Origin of the sequence: Flavobacterium arabinosi (genome assembly GCF_048158725.1) — a bacterium.
Taxonomy (GTDB): domain Bacteria; phylum Bacteroidota; class Bacteroidia; order Flavobacteriales; family Flavobacteriaceae; genus Flavobacterium; species Flavobacterium arabinosi.
This window is the reverse complement of record NZ_JBLNKX010000002.1, coordinates 60,175-80,278: the sequence shown is the minus strand read 5'-3', so window position 1 is coordinate 80,278 and position 20,104 is coordinate 60,175. Positions and strand designations below refer to the sequence as shown.

General features: G+C 33.4%; 14 protein-coding genes. 11 read left to right on the top strand and 3 right to left on the bottom strand.

Translation table 11 applies throughout. The annotated features are described in order from the left end of the window. Positions 1-13: 13 nt before the first annotated feature. Complete coding sequence (locus tag ACM55K_RS04435; protein WP_416849047.1) at positions 14-901, bottom strand: glycosyltransferase; 888 nt, start codon at positions 899-901, stop codon at positions 14-16. Positions 902-947: 46 nt separating this feature from the next. Between ACM55K_RS04435 and ACM55K_RS04430 the strand changes: the two genes are divergently transcribed. Genes ACM55K_RS04430 through ACM55K_RS04420 form a run of 3 tightly spaced genes read left to right on the top strand, consistent with a single transcriptional unit; the run spans position 948 to position 3,560 of the window. After that, positions 948-2,051: a glycosyltransferase gene (locus ACM55K_RS04430; RefSeq protein WP_416849046.1), complete on the top strand. Its 1,104-nt coding sequence runs from the start codon at positions 948-950 to the stop codon at positions 2,049-2,051. Positions 2,052-2,058: 7 nt separating this feature from the next. Further along, positions 2,059-2,463 (top strand): sugar 3,4-ketoisomerase, encoded by a 405-nt coding sequence (locus ACM55K_RS04425; RefSeq protein WP_416849044.1) that lies wholly within the window; start codon positions 2,059-2,061, stop codon positions 2,461-2,463. Beyond that, on the top strand, positions 2,460-3,560 hold the full coding sequence (locus tag ACM55K_RS04420; protein WP_416849042.1) for a glycosyltransferase family 4 protein: 1,101 nt from the start codon (positions 2,460-2,462) through the stop codon (positions 3,558-3,560). Before ACM55K_RS04425 ends, ACM55K_RS04420 begins: the two co-directional genes overlap by 4 nt. 11 nt (positions 3,561-3,571) lie before the next feature. On the opposite strand, the gene ACM55K_RS04415 is transcribed toward ACM55K_RS04420, so the two are convergent. Together ACM55K_RS04415 and ACM55K_RS04410 are read right to left on the bottom strand one after the other, a co-directional pair. After that, the gene (locus ACM55K_RS04415) at positions 3,572-4,459 is read right to left on the bottom strand and encodes a glycosyltransferase family 2 protein (protein WP_416849040.1); all 888 of its coding nucleotides are present in this window, start codon (positions 4,457-4,459) and stop codon (positions 3,572-3,574) included. After that, entirely contained in the window at positions 4,459-5,145 is a 687-nt protein-coding gene (locus ACM55K_RS04410; RefSeq protein ID WP_416849039.1) for a cell division ATP-binding protein FtsE, read from the bottom strand. Before ACM55K_RS04410 ends, ACM55K_RS04415 begins: the two co-directional genes overlap by 1 nt. Positions 5,146-5,392: 247 nt before the next feature. On the opposite strand from ACM55K_RS04410, the gene ACM55K_RS04405 reads away from it, so the two are divergent. From ACM55K_RS04405 to secDF, 8 genes are all read left to right on the top strand, one after another. After that, positions 5,393-8,407, top strand: a complete 3,015-nt coding sequence (locus ACM55K_RS04405) for a tetratricopeptide repeat protein (protein ID WP_416849037.1) — start codon at positions 5,393-5,395, stop codon at positions 8,405-8,407. A gap of 88 nt (positions 8,408-8,495) precedes the next feature. Then, positions 8,496-9,359, top strand: coding sequence for a PhzF family phenazine biosynthesis protein (locus ACM55K_RS04400; protein ID WP_416849035.1), 864 nt, complete (start codon positions 8,496-8,498; stop codon positions 9,357-9,359). 123 nt (positions 9,360-9,482) lie between these two features. After that, on the top strand, positions 9,483-11,240 hold the full coding sequence (locus ACM55K_RS04395) for a TonB-dependent receptor (RefSeq protein WP_416849033.1): 1,758 nt from the start codon (positions 9,483-9,485) through the stop codon (positions 11,238-11,240). Between the two features lie 56 nt (positions 11,241-11,296). Further along, the gene (locus ACM55K_RS04390) at positions 11,297-11,746 is read left to right on the top strand and encodes a hypothetical protein (RefSeq protein ID WP_416849032.1); all 450 of its coding nucleotides are present in this window, start codon (positions 11,297-11,299) and stop codon (positions 11,744-11,746) included. 207 nt (positions 11,747-11,953) lie between these two features. Then, positions 11,954-13,630, top strand: coding sequence for an asparagine synthase B (asnB, locus tag ACM55K_RS04385; protein ID WP_416849030.1), 1,677 nt, complete (start codon positions 11,954-11,956; stop codon positions 13,628-13,630). A gap of 198 nt (positions 13,631-13,828) precedes the next feature. Beyond that, positions 13,829-15,772: a DNA topoisomerase (ATP-hydrolyzing) subunit B gene (gyrB, locus tag ACM55K_RS04380; protein ID WP_416849029.1), complete on the top strand. Its 1,944-nt coding sequence runs from the start codon at positions 13,829-13,831 to the stop codon at positions 15,770-15,772. 78 nt (positions 15,773-15,850) lie between these two features. Beyond that, positions 15,851-16,786 carry a malate dehydrogenase gene (gene mdh, locus ACM55K_RS04375; protein ID WP_416849028.1) on the top strand — a complete coding sequence of 312 codons (936 nt, stop codon included), beginning with the start codon at positions 15,851-15,853 and terminating at the stop codon, positions 16,784-16,786. A gap of 226 nt (positions 16,787-17,012) precedes the next feature. Beyond that, on the top strand, positions 17,013-19,988 hold the full coding sequence (gene secDF / locus ACM55K_RS04370; protein ID WP_416849027.1) for a protein translocase subunit SecDF: 2,976 nt from the start codon (positions 17,013-17,015) through the stop codon (positions 19,986-19,988). Positions 19,989-20,104: the final 116 nt, after the last annotated feature.

The following is a 20,104-nucleotide window of genomic DNA, read 5'->3' as shown; positions in this document are numbered from 1 at the left end:
TTTATGAAGTCAGTTAATGAATTCTCAATTTAACTTCCAGCAAAATATACTTTACTACTAATGCGATATTGGATGTTTTATAAGCCAAAATCATCTCAAAATGAATTCGTTTTAAGATGGCTTTATTTTCTTCTTTTGTTTTATTGAGATCAATTGCTTTTTTTAAAATCAAATAGGTGGAGTAATTTATTTTTTTTGCTCTTGAATCTTTCTTCTTAAAAAAATCGGTTCCTAAGGAATTCGGAACAATCCTTTTCTGCATTAGGATTTCGTCTATAAAATCAAAATCATAAATTCGGGATGCACGAATCCAAAAATCTAAATCTTCGTAAACCAGCGTTTCATCATAGCCATTTAAATGATCAAAAACAGTTTTTTTTATCATCGCCGAAACGGAACAAATACTATCTCCGCCAGAAAGAACTGATTTATAAATATCACCTGTTGTTCTCGGGGTAATTACTTTTTGAAAACTATCAATAGGGAAATAATAAGATTCAAATTCGCCTTTTTCAGTGATTAATTCAACATTTCCATATACAATTCCCAGATTTTTGTAAGTTGTGTTTTTGAAAGCATTTATTTGTGAAGTAACAGAGTTGTGAAGTAACACATCATCCGCAGCCAAGTCAATAATATATTCTCCTTTGGCTTTTTTGAGTGCTTTATTGAACGATTTTGTACTTCCTAAATTAGTTTTATTTGCAATAAATTGAATTTTCGGGAAATTAATAGCCCATTTTTTAATCACTGATTTAGAATTGTCAGTACTGCAATCATCAACAATAATAAGCTCTACATCCGGATAATCTTGATTAATTACTGAGAATAAACTCTCCAAAACATACTTTTCCTGATTGTAACACAAGCAAATAATGGTAACCAATGGATTGTCTTGCATATTTTTTTAAAAGAGTTATATTTGATACGAAAATAACAAATCGATAATGATTTTGCCTAACAAAAAAATTAAAATTGCTTTAATTGGTTATCGATTAAGTCATGGTGGAGCCGAAAAAGTGATGGCTGTCTTGTCTCAGTTTTTTGAAAAAAAAGGAATAGAAATTCACAATATTATTGTTCTCGATGAGGTTTCCTATTCCTATTCAGGAAAATTAGTCAATTTGGGAAAAATGAAAAATAGTACCAATGGACTTTTTAATAAATGGAATCGGTTGGTGTTTCTTAATAAATATCTTGGCGAAAATGAGTTTGATTTTATAATTGACTTCCGGTTTAGAATAAAACCCATTCAGGAATTGATAATAGCAAAATGGCTCTATAAAACGAAATCTATTTTCATGGTTCATAGTTATTTAATCGATCATTATATGCCTAATTGGTCTTTTCTTACTCGTTTGATGTACGGAGATTGTTATAAAATGGTCTGTGTTACTGATGAATCCAAAGCATTAATAGAAAGAAAACACCAGCTTAAAAACATTGCCAGAATTTATAATCCAATCGATGTTGATGCTATTGTAGAAAAGAGTAAGGAGTTAAATGACCTTCCTTATGATTATATTATTGGCGTAGGCCAAATGGAAACAAACATCAAACAATTTGATAAATTGATAGAAGCGTATTCGAAATCTATTTTACCAAAAAGCAATATTCATTTAGTCTTATTAGGAGAAGGGGAACGAAAAATGACACTTCAAAAGTTAGCCAAAGAGAGAAATATTGATGATAAAGTACATTTTTTAGGATATCAAAATAATCCGTTTAAGTATTTAAAAAAAGCGAATTTTTTCGTTTTGAGTAGTTTAAATGAAGGTTTGCCTAACGTTATTTTAGAATCATTGGCTTGCGGAACTCCAGTTGTTGCGTTCGATTGTTTGTCAGGACCCAATGAAATGATTCACCATAAAGAAAATGGATTGCTAGTCGAAAATCAAAATATTGAAAAACTTACGGATGCCATGAATATATTTGTAGAAGATGGGAATTTATATCGATATTGCAAACAAAATGCACCGCATAGCGTGCAGTCTTTTTCGGTTTTAGCTATTGGACAGCAATGGCTGGATTTGATGAAAATTAGTTTGTAACACAATTATGACAACATTAAAAGACATACAATTACTTAAATTGCCCGTTGTAGAAGATACACGCGGGAATCTGGCATTTATCCAAAATGATGTTTTGCCATTTGAATTTAAGCGTGTTTATTATCTTTTTGATGTACCCAGCAATTCTTTTCGAGGCAGTCATTCTCATATTAATCAAAGTGAAGTCCTAATTGCTTTGAGTGGAAGTTTCGAGGTTGTTTTAAGTGATGGATTCGAAAAAAAATCATTTTTTTTGAATAAACCAAATATTGGATTGTATATCCCAACAGGAATGTGGCGTGAGTTAGAAAATTTTTCTTCTGGTGCAGTTTGTTTAGTTTTTGCATCTGATATTTATAATGAAAACGATTACATCAGGGATTTTGATGAATTTTTGATGTCCAAAAAATGAAACTGCTATACGTCGTTCCAAACATAAATAACGAAGGTGGCGTAGCCAGAGTCCTTTCGATAAAAGCCAATTATCTAGTTGAAAAATTGGGATATGAAGTGCATATTCTGACTCAAAACGAGGGATTTTCTCCTTTGTTTTATTCTTTCAATTCCAATATTGTTTTTCATGATTTACTATTGAAAGGTAATTTTTTTCAGTTTTTTAAATCTTTTTCAAAAGGGTTAAAAAGTAAAATCAAGACAATTCAACCGGACATTATTGTTGTTTGTGATAATGGTTTAAAAGCATATGCTATTCCTTTTATTTTAAAAAATAAAGTCCCTCTGATATTAGAAATGCACAGCTCCAAGTTTATTGAAGAAGGAGAAATTAAGAAAAATGTTTTTACCAAATTGCGATCCAATTTTGTTTTTGTTTTGAAACAAAATGGAATAAAAAAATACGATCGATTTGTTGTTGAAACTAGCGAAAGCATTTCAGAATGGAAAGTGAAAAATGCAATTGTAATTCCGAATCCCTTATGGTTTACTTCAGAAAAATTCAGCACTTTAGAAAGTAAAAAAGTGATTGCTGTTGGAAGACATACCTATGAAAAAGGATTTGACAGAATGTTGAAAATCTGGAAAAAAGTGGTTATGAAACATCCCGATTGGATATTGGATATTTATGGAAAGTCAAATAAAAATATCGATTTAAGAGTATTGGCTGAAAATCTGGATATTTCTAAAAATGTGATTTTTTATGAACCGGTTCGTAATATAGAAGAGAAATATTTAGAGGCTTCTTTTTATTTAATGACGTCTCGATTTGAAGGTTTTGGGATGGTGTTAATTGAAGCAATGGCTTCTGGATTGCCCTGTATTGCTTTTGATTGTCCCTGCGGACCAAGAGCAATAATTTCTCAAAAAGAAGATGGTTTTTTGATTGAAAATGGAAACGAATCGGATTATGTTAAAGCAATTGAAGTTTTAATCGAAAATGCGTCTTTAAGAAGAGAAATGTCAAAAAAAGCTAAATTATCGAGTGAAAAATACAACATCGATGAAATTATGCAATCTTGGAATCAATTATTTATTGGAATCAAAAAGAGTTGAAATTTGAACCATTATTTTGAATTTAACGTACACAAATACCCGATTCTAAACATATTAAAAACCAATAGATTGGGATTGTCTCCCGTCAAATTTTTAAACAGTGACTTTTCAATAATTGAATATAATTTCGAAATTATAAAAGTTGATTTTGTTCTTTTTAAAAAATGATACAGTTGAATCAGTTTTATAAAATCGATAGCAATTTTTTCTTCTTTGTACAGCGTAATTAAATTTTCTAACGACTCTTTAGTTTTGTTTAAATAATCTAAATTGGTGTCAATTTCTCCATGTTCAACTGGGTTTTCTATATGATTTACTTTGGATTTTAATAAACTCAAGTGATAGGAAAGTTGGGTGTCGTCATGACCGTATTTTTTTATGTTTTTGTCAAATTTTACTTTGTCAAAACAGTCTTTTTTTATCACGGTATTATTGAAAAGTAACGATTGGAACTGATTTTTATTTCTGTTTACGGCAGCTTTATCTTCAAAGAATCTTCCGTATTTCCATCGTAGTTTTTGATTATCGGAAGGGCATTTTTCAGGATGTAAGCGACCTCCGTACAGAATATCGAAATCAGTAAAATTTTCGATGTATTTCTGTATGTAATTATCATGAATGATTAAGGAGTCGCCATCAATAAAAAGCAAATAGTTAAATTGTGCTTTCTCTGCGAGGGAATTTCTGTTTTCACGATGCGCCAGATTTTTTTTTAAGGAATCAAAACTACAATTTGATAACGCATTTATATTTTCATTGAATACGTTCAAACTCGATTGTGAGGCATCATCCTGACATAAAATCTCAAAAGTTATTCCGCAATCCGTACATTGTTTGTGCAATTCTAAAACGAGAGGGTAAACATTGTAATTGTATATTGGAACAAGAATAGAAAGCATTATGCGGTTCGCTGCTGAACCACTTCGAAAATTTTGGCATCTTCACATTTTAATGTTTTTGAAGGAAATTTCATCAACAAAGCATAATCGTGAGTCGCCATAATAATGGTTTTTCCGTTGGCATTGATATTTTTTAATACTTCCAATACTTCGACACTTGTTTGAGGATCAAGGTTTCCGGTTGGTTCATCTGCAAGAATTAATTCAGGATCGTTAAGCAAAGCTCGGGCTATTGCCACACGTTGTTGTTCACCGCCAGAAAGTTGATGTGGCATTTTATTACCAAATTCTTTCATACCAACTTTATCTAAAACTTCGTCAATTTTTCGTTGCATTTCTTCATTGTCAATCCAGCCTGTAGCTTTGAGTACAAATAACATATTGTCTTTTACAGTTCTGTCTGGCAGTAATTTGAAATCTTGAAAAACGATTCCAATCTTTCTTCTTAAAAACGGAATGTCATCTTCTTTCAAAGTGGCTAAATCAAAATCGACTATATGACCTTCTCCTTCAGTCAAAGTTAAATCACCATATAAAGTTTTCATTAAACTACTTTTTCCGGAACCTGTTTTTCCAATGATGTAAAGGAATTCACCATGTTTTACGTCTAAGTTTACGTGGGATAAAATAGATTTACCTTCTTGATAAATGTTTACATTTTTTAAAGACAGTACGGATTGTGACATAATTTGCATTTGTTTATGGGGTAAAAGTAATAAGATAACGGTTCTATTCAAAATAAATTCTATCCAATTAAATAGAATTCCGGTAATTAAAATAATTATTGGAAAGCCAAATAGTTTAAAGCAATGGATATATTGCAATGAAAGTTAAATTTTACAGTGTTTAAAAGAATGTTCATAATAAAAACGAATTGCGATTCGTTATAGAGTTCAGAATATAATACATTTGAATTATTAAAATAAAATCACAATGCGTAAAATTTCTTGGCTCTTCTACTTCCCGATTTTCATTATAACTGCTACTATTACAGCACAAAAATCAACTATTTATACTAGCGATTCAAAAGATTTCAATAAAGCGGTTTCCTTATTTAATGATGCGCAATATGCATCTGCGCAAATTATTTTTAATAAAGTTAAAGAAACTGCCACTACTGAAGAGCTGAAATCGGATTGTGCCTATTATGCTGCTAACTGTGCCATTCGTACTAATCAGGCAAACGCTGATGAATTGATGGAACGATTTGTTTCGGATTATCCAACAAGCGTAAAACAGAATCAGGCATATATAGAAGTGGCTCATTATCATTTTGATCAAGGAAATTATCCGCAAGCCTTAGAATGGTTTGATAAAGTGGATGAAAGCCAATTGAGCACTAGCGATCGAGATAAATTTAACTTCCAGAAAGGCTATAGTCTTTTTAATGCTAAAAAGAAAAAAGAAGCAACAGTCTATTTGAATAAGGTGGTTAATTCAGCTGAATATGGTTCTCAAGCTAAATATTACTTGGGATTCATGGCTTATGAAGGAGACGATTACAAACAAGCCACAAAATATTTCGACGAAGTTTCGGGCGAAGAAAAATACAAAGAGAAGCTTTCGTATTATCAAGCTGATATGAACTTTAAGTTGGGAAATTTCCAAAAAGCAATTGATTTAGGCGGAAAAGCCATGTCTAAATCAAATCCTGCCGAAAAATCAGAATTGAATAAAATCATTGGCGAAAGCTATTTTAATTTAAAAAAATACGACACTGCAATTCCCTATTTGGTCGCCTATAAAGGCAAAAAGGGAAGATGGAATAATACCGATTTTTATCAATTGGGATATGCGTATTACAAACAAAAAGACTACGAAAACGCGATTTCACAGTTTAATAAAATTATTGGCGGAAAAGATTTTGTGGCTCAAAATGCCTATTATCATTTGGGAGAAAGTTACCTCAATACCGATAAGAAACAACAAGCTTTGAATGCGTTTAAAAATGCTTCAGAAATGAATTTTGATGCCGCTATTCAAGAAGATGCCAGTTTGAATTATGCAAAGTTGAGTTATGAATTAGGGAATTCCTATCAGAGTGTACCGGCAGTTTTACAAGCTTTCTTGAACAAATATCCGGATAATGCAAGCCGTTCAGAGGTTGAGAAATTATTGATTGATTCTTATATTTCTTCTAAAAATTATAAAGGAGCCTTAGTCTTATTAGAAAAAAACAAATCACCAGAAAATAAATTAGCGTATCAAAAAGTGCTTTTTTACAGAGGTTTGGAATTATATACCGATGGAAATTATGAAGAAGCGTTGAAAATGTTTTCGAAATCTATTAGCGAACAAAGAGATGCTGTTTTTACCGCTAGAGCCACTTTCTGGAAAGGAGAAACAGAATATGTTTTGGATGATTTCAAAAGTGCTTTGTCGAGTTTTAAACAATTTGTAGCTTCATCCCAAGCCGCAACTACACCGGAATATAAAAACAGTAATTACAATATTGCTTACACGTATTTCAAATTGAAAGAATACGATCAAGCAGGGAATTATTTCCAAAGTCAAATAGAAAAAGTGAAAGACGATAAAATGCGTTTGAATGATTCTTATTTGCGTTTAGCGGATTGCCGTTTTGTAACTTCAAAATACGGAGCAGCGATGGATGCCTATGTAAAAGTTATAGAATCCAAAAGTGTAGATGCTGATTATGCGTATTTCCAAAAAGCAATTTGTTATGGATTTATTGCTAAAAATGATAAGAAAATAGAGGAGCTGAATGCCTTTTTACAATTGTATCCAAAATCAGAATACAGAGACGATGCTCTTTTTGAACTTGGAAATACGTACGTTGCTGAGAATAAAACGGATCTTGCGGTAAAAACATACGACAGACTAAATACGGAATTCAAAAGAGGTTCTTTTACTTCCAGAGCAATTTTGCGTCAAGGTTTAGTCTATTACAATTCGGATAAAGACGAACAAGCATTGGTGAAATTTAAAAAAGTAGCCGCTGATTTTCCTAAAACTCCGGAGGCATTAGAAGCTGTAGCAACCGCTCGTTTGATTTATGTAGATAGCGGAAGGGTGGATGAATATGCGAACTGGGTCCGTACTTTGGATTTTGTCGCTGTTACTGATGCAGAACTTGATAATGATACCTATGAAGCTGCTGAAAAGCAATTTCAGCAAAATAATACGAAACAGGCAATTGCAGGATTTAGTGGGTATGTTGCTAAATTTCCAAGAGGAATTCATGCTTTACAGGCTAATTATTATTTAGCGCAATCTTATTTTTCTGATGGAGCAGAAAGCAAGTCTATTCCTAATTATGAATTTGTAATTGCACAATCCAGAAGCGAATATACAGAACAATCTTTGTCGCGATTGGCTCAAATTTTCCTTAAAAACAAAGACTATGATAAAGCAATACCGGTATTATCTCGTTTAGAAACCGAAGCTGATATTTCTCAAAATAAAACATTTGCACAATCGAATTTGATGAAGTCGTATTACGACAAGAAAGATTATCCAAATTCAGTTATTTATGCCGAGAAGGTTTTAATGAACCCTAAAACGGATGATAATGTGAAAAGTGATGCGCAAATCATAATTGCCCGTGCCGCAATTCAGACGGGTGATGAGGCAAAAGCCCGAACTGCTTATGCAAAACTAATGACGATTGCTAAAGGAGAATTGGCTGCTGAAGCGTTGTATTATGACGCTTATTTTAAAAACAAAGATGGGAAATTTGAAGTGTCAAATGTTGCGGTTCAAAAATTAGCGAAGAATTATTCGAGTTATAAATATTTTGGGGCCAAAGGATTAGTCTTGATGGCAAAAAACTTCTACGGATTGAAAGACAGTTATCAAGCGACCTACATTTTGGAAAATGTGATTCAAAATTTCACTGATTTTCCAGATGTTGTTTCAGAAGCGCAAAGAGAATTGGACGCGATTAAATCCGAAGAATCCAAAACAAATTCATCAATTACCAAGTAAAGAAGTCAGAAGTAAGCGATTGGAGTAAGGAAATAAGAAAAATAGGCGTGAAATTTTTTAAATAATTGAAAGCCAAAAAACATACGGAATGAATATACCTTTTTACATCGTTGATGTTTTTGCAGAGAAAAAATATGCAGGCAATCAATTGGCTGTTTTCTTAGAGGCTGAGGCCTTAAGTGCAGAAGTGATGCAAAAAATTGCCCGTGAAATCAACTTTGCGGAAAGCACCTTTATAACTAAGCTTGAGCCGGAAAATAGCGTTGCGGAAATCAGAATTTTTACTCCAGAGCATGAAATGAAGTTTGCGGGACATCCAATAATAGGGACATCTTGGGTTTTAATGAATAGAATATTTGAAAATCAACCTGAAAAGATTACGTTGTCAGTTCCAATCGGCGAAATTCCAATTCATCAATCGGGAGATTTGGTATGGTTGCAGGCGGCTCAACCAGAGTTTTTGGATACTTTTTTAGCAGAAGATTTTTTATCCTTCAGCAATTTAAGCACTGCTGATTTTGATGCTGAATTTCCCATTCAAGAAGTTACTACAGGAAGTGCTTTTGTAATTGTTCCTATCAAAAATAAAAAAGCATTGGAGCATTTAATTCTTGACAAAGTTAAAATGAATGAATGGTTGCATGGGCATTGTAAAACAAATCATAGAGCCTTGTATTTTTATTGTTTAGAAGAAACAATGCTCATGAGTAGAATGTTGTATGTAGAAGATAATCAACTTAAAGAAGATGCTGCTACTGGTAGTGCCAGCACTTGTTTGCAAGCTTTTCTTTTAAAATATTATTCCTCAGAAATTAAGATTGTCAATCATCAGGGAGATTTTATTAATAGATCATCTCGAATTTATTTTGACGGAAAAGTAGCTGAAAATCATTTTGATATAAAGATTGGTGGGAAGACGCAATTCATTGCAAAAGGCGAATGGGAAGTTTAATTACAAGGTTACGAGTTATAAATAAGAAGTAAAAAAGAGTCAAGAGACAAGAAGGAAGGTTAGTGATTAAACAATTTTAAAAATCTTGTTTCTTTCTTCTTTATCAAAAAACAACAATAAAACATGAGAATCAATTTCCAAAATAAAATAATTATCAGTCTGTTACTTATTGCGTTTCAATTTTCGTTCGCACAAAAAAAAGAACAAATTGGAACAGAAACGGTAAATGTTGTGAAGCCTTATACGCCAACAATTTCGGATGCTTTCAAAGTAAAAGAAACGCCTGCACTTGAAGAGGAAGGGAATACTAAAAAAGAAACGATAAAATACACCATTTTCTCTTTTCCAGTAGCCTCAACTTTTACTCCGTCTAAAGGAAAGGCAGAAGGAGTGGAGAAAGAAAAACAGGAACATTTATTTAAGAATTATGCCACTTTAGGAGTGGGGAATTACGGAACCTTCATTGGAGAATTATTTGTAAATCACGATCTAAATAGTACAGATTATGTTAGCGGAATGTTTCGTCATCATTCGTCGCAAGGGGGTATTAAAGGGGTAGCGTTGGATGATCGTTTTTATGATAGTGCGATTGATTTAACGTATGGATCCAATCAAAAAGAGGTATCATGGAATTTAGATTTGGGATATCAAAATCAAATTTACAATTGGTACGGATTACCTACTGATTTTGGAAGCACAATGATTCCGTCTGATAGGAGGACATTGATTAATGGAATCAATCCGCAACAAACGTATAATACAATCTCGCTTGGAGGAAAAATAGATTTTAACGAGAGTATTTTAAATAAAATGAGTGTTAAATTTAATCATTTTTCGGATCTTTTTGAATCTTCAGAAAATAGATTTTATGCCAAGCCAATATTGAAATTTGATGTGATGGAAAGCGCTGTGAAAACAGATTTAATTGTTGATTATGTTGGCGGAAGCTTTAAGAAAAACTATTCAAATACGAATGCACAACCTGTGAAATATGGTTTTACTAATTTTGGTATTGCACCAAGTTTTGTAATGCAAGAAGACGATTGGACGCTGAATATTGGCGCTGGATTGTTTTATAGTTTGGACAATGAAAATAGCAATAATAACTTTTTTGTTTACCCACAAATCAATGCTTCCTACAAAGTTGTTGGTGATTTGATGATTTTCTACGCCGGTGCCGAAGGAAACTTGGAACAAAACTCATATCAGGATTTTGTAAGTAAAAATCCGTTTCTATCGCCTACATTAAATATTGCGCCAACAGATAAGCAATATGATATTTTTGCAGGATTAAAAGGAAAATTAACTAACAATGTAAGTTATAACATTAAAGGTTCGTATGTGAATGAAAGAAATAAAGCGTTGTTTAAAAGCAATGATTATAATGAGAATGCTACAAATCAAGAGTACGCTTTTGGGAATTCCTTTCAAGTGGTTTATGACGACATGAGAACATTGAGTTTTTATGGAGAATTAAAAGCTGATTTTTCTAAGGATGTGTCTTTTGGAATCAACGGGACTTTTAATAGTTATACCAATGATTTTCAAAGTGAAGCCTGGAATTTACCAACCGTAAAAATAAATTCAAACATTAATTTTAATATTACGCCAAAATGGTTCGCTGGTGCAAATGTATTTTACGTAGGGGAGCGTAAAGATCAAAAGTTGAATACTGATGTAGTATATGTAGTTCAGCCGGGTCCTTTTACTTTACCTTCCTATTTTGATGTGAATGCAAATGTTGGATTCAAATACAGCGACCGATTGACAGCCTTTTTAAAAGCTAATAATATTACCAATAGAGCCTATGAAAAATGGTTGAATTATCCGGTTCAAGGTTTTCAAGTGATTTTAGGAGTGAATTATAAATTTGATTTTTAAATATTTATTAAAACGCTAACAGGGTTTTAAACCCTGTTAGCGTTGTGAATCTACTTATGACTTTCAAACAAAAAATACATACCCATTACCTGCAATTAGTTCAGGATCGCATCGATGTTTTCAAAGATATGATTGTGGCGCTCACCGAAGATTCTAAGAACGATGCCAAAGGTTCTGCGGGAGATAAACACGAAACAGCCTTGTCTATGATGCATATTGAGCAAGAGAAACTCAATACCAAACTTAGAGAAGTGTTAACTCAAAAAGCTGTTTTAGACAAAATCGACGCCACTACAATTGCCGAAACAATTATTGTAGGGAGTTTAGTAAAAGCCAACGGGATTTATTTATACCTGAGTTTGGCACTTCCCAAAATCAATATGGAAGGAATCAATATTATCGCATTATCACCACAATCGCCTTTAGGAAATAAACTAATGGGGAATTTAATCGGATTTACCTTCGATATTAATGGTACGAAGTATTTAATTGAGAATATTGAATAAAAATCCATTATAATCCGTGTTATCTTCGTTCTATTTACAATCTGAAACTTCAAAAACTGTTTTTGTTGTTTTTTAATTACATTTTAAGTGTAAAATTCAGTATTTGATTTTAATTTAAAACCAAAATAGCTATTTGTGTTTTAGGAATGTAACTGTTGTTGCATCTTTGCCCTATCAAAATAAACAAAACAATAAAAATATATAGTTATGTGCGGAATAGTATGTGCCTTTGATTTAAAACAAAAAGCGGAAGTTTTAAGACCGCAAGTATTAGAAATGTCTAAAATTATCCGTCACCGTGGACCGGACTGGAGTGGAATTTTCAGTAATGAAAAAGCCATTATGTCTCATGAACGTTTGGCGATTGTGGATCCAGCTTCTGGTAAACAACCTTTATTCAGTGAAGATAAACAACTTGTTTTAGCAGCGAACGGTGAAATTTACAACCACAGAGAATTGCGTAAACAATTTGAAGGAAAATATAATTTTCAAACGGAAAGTGACTGTGAGGTTATTTTAGCACTTTACAAAGAAAAAGGACCTCATTTTATAGATGAAATGAATGGGATTTTTGGATTTGCTATTTATGATGTTGAAAAAGACGAATATTTTGTTGCTCGTGACCACATGGGAATTATCCCATTATACATTGGTTGGGATCAACACGGAACGTTCTATGTTGCTTCAGAATTGAAAGCTTTAGAAGGATATTGTACCAAAATCGAATTGTTTCCTCCAGGACATTATATGTCAAGCAAAGACGGAGAATTTGTACAATGGTACAAAAGAGAATGGGTTGATTATGATGCCGTAAAAGACAACGTAACCAGCATTGACGAAATTAAAGTAGCTTTGGAAGCTGCTGTTCACAGACAATTGATGAGCGATGTGCCTTATGGAGTATTGCTTTCTGGGGGTTTAGATTCTTCTATTACTTCGGCTGTAGCCAAAAAATATGCGCAAAAAAGAATAGAATCTGGGGATGTTGCCGATGCTTGGTATCCTCAATTGCACTCTTTTTCGGTAGGATTAGATGGTTCTCCAGATTTAGCGGCAGCTCAAATAGTTGCAGATCATATTGGAACCATTCACCACGAAATAAAATTCACTATTCAAGAAGGTTTAGATGCTGTTCGTGATGTAATTTACAACTTGGAAACATACGATGTCACTACGATTAGAGCATCAACACCTATGTGGTTAATGGCGAGAGTTATTAAATCAATGGGTATTAAAATGGTATTATCAGGTGAAGGAGCGGATGAGTTATTTGGAGGTTATTTATATTTTCACAAAGCGCCAAATGCAAGAGAATTCCACGAAGAAAACGTACGTAAATTAGGAAAACTTCACATGTATGACTGTTTGCGTGCAAACAAAAGTTTAGCTGCATGGGGAATTGAAGGACGTGTGCCATTTTTAGATAAAGAATTTATGGATGTAGCGATGAGAATCAACCCACAAGATAAAATGATAAACAAAGAGCATCCAATGGAAAAATGGGTGGTTCGTAAAGCTTTCGAAGATATGTTGCCACCAAGTGTAGCTTGGAGACAAAAAGAACAATTTAGTGATGGAGTAGGATACAGTTGGATTGATACTTTGAAAGAAGTAGTGGCTGTAGAAGTTTCTGACGAACAATTAGCAAATGCTAAGTACAGGTTTCCTTTGCAAACGCCAACTTCTAAAGAAGAATATTATTATCGTTCTATATTTCACGAGCATTTCCCTAGTGATGCTGCAGCTTTATGTGTTCCACAAGAAGCAAGTGTAGCGTGTAGCACGAAAATTGCTTTAGAGTGGGATGAAGCATTCAAAAACATGAATGATCCTTCAGGAAGAGCGGTTGCTAGTGTACATGATGATGCATATATAAAAGCATAAAAAGATTTCTTGGTCTAAATAGTTTTAGATTTTACAAGTAAGAAAACGCTCTCCATTTCGAGAGCGTTTTTTTTGTCTTAAAAATCAACATAATGTTAATAACTTAACTGCTTAAAAAGTGATTTTAACGGTAATATAATTTGCGTTTTTATATATTTGCGTGTTAGACAAAAATTACATTTTTTTAGAATAAAATATATGAGCGAAGAAATCAAGAAGGACAATTATTCAGCAGATAGTATTCAAGCATTAGAGGGAATGGAGCACGTAAGAATGCGTCCGTCGATGTATATTGGAGATGTGGGTGTTCGAGGACTGCATCATTTAGTTTATGAAGTAGTAGATAACTCTATCGATGAGGCAATGGGAGGCCATTGTGATACGATAATAGTTGATATAAATGAAGACGGGTCTGTTTCTGTTGAAGATAACGGACGTGGTATTCCAGTAGGAATTCATAAAAAAGAAGGAGTTTCGGCTCTGGAGGTTGTAATGACCAAAATTGGTGCTGGAGGAAAATTTGATAAAGATTCCTATAAAGTTTCTGGAGGACTTCACGGTGTTGGGGTTTCGGTGGTAAATGCATTGTCAAACCATTTGAGAGCTACTGTTCATAGTAGTGACGGAAAAGTATACGAGCAAGAATATGAAAAAGGAAAAGCGCTATATCCGGTAAAACAAATCGGTGTAACTGCAAAAAGAGGGACAATTGTTACTTTTTACCCAGACGAAACCATTTTTACTCAAACTACGGAGTTTTCTTATGATACTTTATCGGCTCGTATGCGTGAATTGTCATACTTGAACAAAGGAATTACAATCACATTTACGGATAGAAGAGAAAAAGATAAAGACGGAAATTTTGTTTCTGAAATCTTCCATTCTACAGAAGGTCTAAAAGAATATATCCGGTATTTAGATGGAAATCGTGAGCCTATTATAGCCCACGTTATTTCTATGGATAATGACAAAGGAGAAATTCCAGTTGAGGTGGCATTGATTTACAATACAAGCTACACGGAGAATATTTTTTCTTATGTAAATAATATCAATACGCACGAAGGTGGAACGCACTTACAAGGTTTTAGAACTGGTCTTACTAGATCGTTGAAGAAATATGCAGATGCTTCAGGAATGTTGGATAAACTGAAATTTGATATTTCAGGAGATGACTTCCGTGAAGGATTGACAGCTATTATTTCTGTAAAAGTTGCGGAACCACAATTTGAAGGGCAAACCAAAACTAAATTAGGAAATAGAGAAGTTGTTTCGCCTGTAAGTCAGGCTGTTGGAGATATGATTGAAGCTTATTTGGAGGAAAATCCAAATGACGCTCGTATTATTGTTCAAAAAGTAATTCTTGCAGCACAAGCACGTCACGCGGCCAAAAAAGCGCGTGAAATGGTACAGCGCAAAACCGTAATGGGTGGCGGTGGATTGCCGGGGAAACTTTCGGATTGTTCGGAGCAGGATCCTGCAAAATGTGAAGTGTATCTTGTCGAGGGAGATTCGGCAGGTGGAACTGCAAAACAAGGTCGTGATCGTGCATTCCAAGCTATTTTGCCATTACGTGGTAAGATTTTGAATGTGGAAAAAGCAATGGTTCATAAAGTTTTTGAAAACGAAGAGATTCGAAATATTTTTACGGCTCTTGGAGTTACCATTGGAACTGCCGAAGATAGTAAAGCATTGAATATTGAAAAATTACGCTACCATAAAGTAATTATTATGTGTGATGCCGATGTCGATGGTAGTCATATTTCTACTTTAATCTTGACGTTCTTCTTTAGATTTATGAAAGAATTAATTGAAGAAGGTCATGTATATATTGCAGCACCTCCGTTATATTTAGTTAAAAAAGGAAACAAGAAAGAATACGCTTGGAATGATGCGCAACGTGATCAAGCGAATGAAAGAATGGGCGGAAGCGCAGGAATTCAGCGTTATAAAGGTCTTGGAGAGATGAACGCAGAACAATTATGGGAAACTACAATGGATCCAAGTTTCAGAACGTTACGTCAGGTAACTATTGACAGTTTGGCGGAAGCCGATAGAGTATTCTCTATGTTAATGGGAGACGAAGTGCCGCCAAGAAGAGAATTTATTGAGAAAAATGCAGTTTACGCTAATATAGATGCTTAATTAAAAAGTTTATTCGTTGATTGGTTATTTGTTTAATCGATTCAACGGTTAAACAAATAACCAAATAAACATAGAAACATGAAAGTTACCATTGTAGGAGCAGGAAATGTAGGTGCAACCTGTGCAGATGTAATTTCTTATAGAGGAATTGCTAGCGAAGTAGTATTATTGGATATTAGAGAAGGTTTTGCTGAAGGTAAAGCTTTGGATATTATGCAGTGCGCTACAAATACTGGTTTTAATACCAAAGTATCAGGTGTTACTAACGATTATTCTAAAACGGCAGGAAGCGATGTAGTGGTAATTACATCCGGAATTCCAAGAAAACCAGGAATGACTCGTGAAGAGCTAATAGGTATCAACGCAGGAATTGTGAAAACTGTTGCTGAAAATGTATTGAAGCATTCGCCAGATACTATTATAGTGGTAGTTTCTAACCCTATGGATACAATGACTTATTTGGCTTTGAAATCTACAGGATTGCCAAAAAACAGAATTATAGGTATGGGTGGAGCATTAGATAGCTCTCGTTTTAGAACGTATTTATCTTTGGCTTTAGACAAACCTGCAAATGATATTTCGGCAATGGTGATAGGTGGGCATGGTGATACGACTATGATTCCTTTAACGCGTTTGGCATCTTATAATGGAATTCCGGTAACTGAATTTCTTTCGGAAGAGGCATTACAAAAAGTAGCTGCTGATACCATGGTTGGTGGAGCGACACTTACGGGACTTTTGGGAACTTCTGCTTGGTATGCTCCAGGAGCTTCAGTTGCTTATTTGGTAGATAGTATTTTGAATGATCAAAAGAAAATGATTGCTTGTTCTGTTTTTGTTGAAGGCGAATACGGTCAAAATGATATCTGTATAGGTGTACCTTGTATTATTGGTAAAAATGGAGTGGAAGAAATTCTTGACATTACACTAAATGAGCAAGAAAAAGCCTTATTTGCTAAAAGCGCTGATGCAGTTAGACAAATGAATGATGCCTTAAAAACAATTTTGGTATAATATTTTAATTATAAAACAGAGAAGACTGCACTTTTGCAGTCTTTTTTTTGAGATTAATCAATAAATAAATTGGTTAATCTTAACGTTAATTATATATTTGCTCGGTTTAAAAAAAATGATGTAATTCCTGATATTCTTTTTTGGTTGCAAAAATCGATGGCAGGGCCTACTCTATAAGGTTTAAAACAAAAATAAATAAATAAAAAATAATTAATTTTTAGTAATAATGCAGAATAAAGGACTTATTAAATTTTTCGCAATTCTATTTGCATTGGTAAGTATTTACCAACTTTCTTTCACTTTTGTTGCAAGCAAAGTAAAAAATGATGCAAAATCTTTTGCTGGTGGGAATCCTGAGAAAGAAGTTAAATATTTAGATTCTATCGGTAAAGAAAAAGTATTTAATCTTGGATTTACTAATTTTACTTTTAATGAAGTAAGTGATAAGCAAATCAATAAAGGTCTTGACTTAGAAGGAGGTATTAATGTAATACTTCAAATCTCTGTTAAAGATATATTGAAAGGATTATCTAATAATTCTAAAAATCCAGTTTTCAATAAATCTTTGGCTGACGCTACTGCAGATTTACAAGGAAACAAATCGTATTTAGATAAGTTTTTTGATGCTTTTGAAGCAAATTCAAAAGGAACTGTAAAATTAGCTTCTCCTGATATTTTTGCAAACAGAAGTTTGCAAGGTGAAGGTGGAGTAGATTTTCAGATGACAGATGCGCAAGTACAAAAGGTAATCAAAAGAAAAGTTGATGAATCTGTAGAAAGTGCTTTTGGTGTATTAAGAAAACGTATTGATAAATTTGGTGTTACACAACCTAATATTCAAAAATTAGGAGAATCTGGAAGAATCCTTGTGGAACTTCCTGGAGCTAAAGATGTAGACAGAATTAAAAAGTTATTACAAAGTACTGCTCAATTAGAGTTTTGGGAAACGTATAAAATTGAAGAAATTGGTAACTTTTTAATGGCGGCAAATGAGTCATTGAAAAAAACTGAAATTAATAAAGTTCCGGTTAAAACTGTTGCAAAAGATTCTTTGAGCGCTTTGTTAACTGACGGGAAAGATTCAGCAGCTACAACTAAAGGAAATAATCCTTTATTGGATAAAATTATTGGTCAAGGTGGAGGGCCTGTTTTAGGTCTTTTCTCTCCAAAAGATACTGCTATTGTAAACGGATATCTAAAAAGAGCTGACATTAGAATTTTATTAGCTGGGGACCAACGTTATGCAAAATTTGTATGGGGTAAACCAACTACTATTAAAGATGCTAAAGCAAAAGACATTGATGCAGTTGAATTATATGCTTTAAAAGGAAATAGAGACAATGTGCCTGCAATGGGTGGTGGAGTTGTGACTGATGCAAAAGATACTTTTGATCAATCAGGAAAACCAGCTGTTTCTATGCAAATGAATAACCAAGGTGCTAAAGCTTGGGAAGAATTAACAGGTAGAGCGTATACACAAAAAAGCAATATTGCCATTGTTCTGGACGATATTGTATATTCAGCTCCGGGGGTTTCAAGTGGTCCAATTTCTGGAGGTAGATCTGAAATTTCAGGAACTTTTGATGTTACAGAAACTAAAGATTTAGCGAATGTTTTAAGAGCAGGTAAATTACCAGCTGCTGCAGATATCGTTCAATCAGAAGTAGTAGGGCCATCCTTAGGTCAAGAAGCAATTGATAACGGAACAACATCTGCACTTGTAGGATTGCTTTTAGTATCACTTTGGATGATTGTTTATTATGGAAAAGCAGGTTGGTATGCTAATATTGCATTGGCAGTTAACTTACTGTTCTTATTCGGAATTTTAGCAAGTTTAGGTGCAGTATTAACATTGCCTGGTATTGCCGGTATCGTTTTAACGATGGGTACTGCAGTTGATGCAAATATCATTATCTATGAAAGAGCAAAAGAAGAGTTGCGTGCCGGGAAAACATTGGGTGAAGCAGTAATTGCTTCTTACAGTTGGAAAGGTGCAATGCGTTCTATTGTAGATGCAAACGTTACGCATATTTTAATTGGTGCAGTATTGTTTATTTTTGGGTCAGGACCAATAAAAGGTTTTGCAACAACATTACTTATCGGTATTGTTACCTCTTTGTTTACTTCTATATTTATCGCAAGAATTTTTATAGATAAGAATATTGCTGGTAAAAATGACTTGTCATTTGTTACTAATTTCTCTAAAAACTTCTTCACTAACTTCCATTTTGATTTCTTAGGTGTTAAAAAATGGACCTATTTGTTCTCAAGTATTGTTGTTGTTGTTAGTTTTGTGTCTTTATTTACAAATGGTTTAGATCAAGGTGTAGATTTCGTTGGAGGTAGAACTTTTCAAGTGCGTTTCGAAAAACCAGTTAGCGCTGAAATAGTAAAAGCTGAATTGACGAAAGTATTTGAAGGAAGTGCTGAAGTAAAAATATTTGGTAATGATAACCAATTAAAAATTACTACTAAATATAAAGTACAAGAACACGGAACTCAAGCTGATGAAGAAGTAAATAAGTTATTGTATGATAATTTAAAAGTGCATTTCTCTACAGGTTTAACTTATGATAAATTTGTAAATGCTTATGATGGTAAAAAATTAGGTATTTTACAAGCTTCAAAAGTTGGTCCAACAGTAGCAGAAGATATTAAAGCTAATGCCTATTGGGCGGTTCTTGGAGCTATGTTAATCGTGTTTTTATATTTGTTTATTAGTTTTAGAAAATGGCAATATGGTTTAGGGGCGATTGCTGCTGTAGCGCATGATGTTATTTTCGTATTGGGAATTTACTCCTTGTGTTATAAATTTATGCCTTTTGGTATGGAAATCGACCAACATTTTATTGCTGCGATTCTTACTGTTATTGGGTACTCAATGAATGATACCGTTATTGTATTTGACAGGGTTCGTGAATTTTTAGACGGAAAAACTAAAGGTAACTTTGGAGAAATTGTAAACAAATCAATTAATTCAACGATGTCTAGAACGATTAATACTTCTTTAACAATGATCGGTGTATTATTAATCATGTTTGTTTTTGGTGGAGAATCAATTAGAGGATTCATCTTTGCAATGTTAGTAGGTATTATTGTAGGAACTTATTCATCATTGTTCATAGCTACACCAGTGTTGGTAGATACAATTTCAAGAGAAGACAAAAAATTAATCGAAACACAACATTTAGTTGAAGCTTAAGATTTATTTTTTATAATTAACGAAAGATCCAACGTAAGTTGGATCTTTTTTTTTGATAAAATTGGTAGGCTAATTTCAAATGACTAATTTTATCTTATAGTTTAAGAATAGTATAT

Bases quoted from the DNA above. Each gene is read 5' to 3' on its own strand.
- ACM55K_RS04410 (WP_416849039.1), bottom strand. From the start codon at position 5,145: ATGTCACAATCCGTACTGTCTTTAAAAAATGTAAACATTTATCAAGAA.
- ACM55K_RS04400 (WP_416849035.1), top strand. From the start codon at position 8,496: ATGAATATACCTTTTTACATCGTTGATGTTTTTGCAGAGAAAAAATAT.
- ACM55K_RS04395 (WP_416849033.1), top strand. From the start codon at position 9,483: ATGAGAATCAATTTCCAAAATAAAATAATTATCAGTCTGTTACTTATT.
- ACM55K_RS04435 (WP_416849047.1), bottom strand. From the start codon at position 901: ATGCAAGACAATCCATTGGTTACCATTATTTGCTTGTGTTACAATCAG.
- ACM55K_RS04405 (WP_416849037.1), top strand. From the start codon at position 5,393: ATGCGTAAAATTTCTTGGCTCTTCTACTTCCCGATTTTCATTATAACT.
- gyrB (WP_416849029.1), top strand. From the start codon at position 13,829: ATGAGCGAAGAAATCAAGAAGGACAATTATTCAGCAGATAGTATTCAA.
- ACM55K_RS04420 (WP_416849042.1), top strand. From the start codon at position 2,460: ATGAAACTGCTATACGTCGTTCCAAACATAAATAACGAAGGTGGCGTA.
- ACM55K_RS04390 (WP_416849032.1), top strand. From the start codon at position 11,297: ATGACTTTCAAACAAAAAATACATACCCATTACCTGCAATTAGTTCAG.
- ACM55K_RS04430 (WP_416849046.1), top strand. From the start codon at position 948: ATGATTTTGCCTAACAAAAAAATTAAAATTGCTTTAATTGGTTATCGA.
- ACM55K_RS04425 (WP_416849044.1), top strand. From the start codon at position 2,059: ATGACAACATTAAAAGACATACAATTACTTAAATTGCCCGTTGTAGAA.
- secDF (WP_416849027.1), top strand. From the start codon at position 17,013: ATGCAGAATAAAGGACTTATTAAATTTTTCGCAATTCTATTTGCATTG.
- ACM55K_RS04415 (WP_416849040.1), bottom strand. From the start codon at position 4,459: ATGCTTTCTATTCTTGTTCCAATATACAATTACAATGTTTACCCTCTC.
- asnB (WP_416849030.1), top strand. From the start codon at position 11,954: ATGTGCGGAATAGTATGTGCCTTTGATTTAAAACAAAAAGCGGAAGTT.
- mdh (WP_416849028.1), top strand. From the start codon at position 15,851: ATGAAAGTTACCATTGTAGGAGCAGGAAATGTAGGTGCAACCTGTGCA.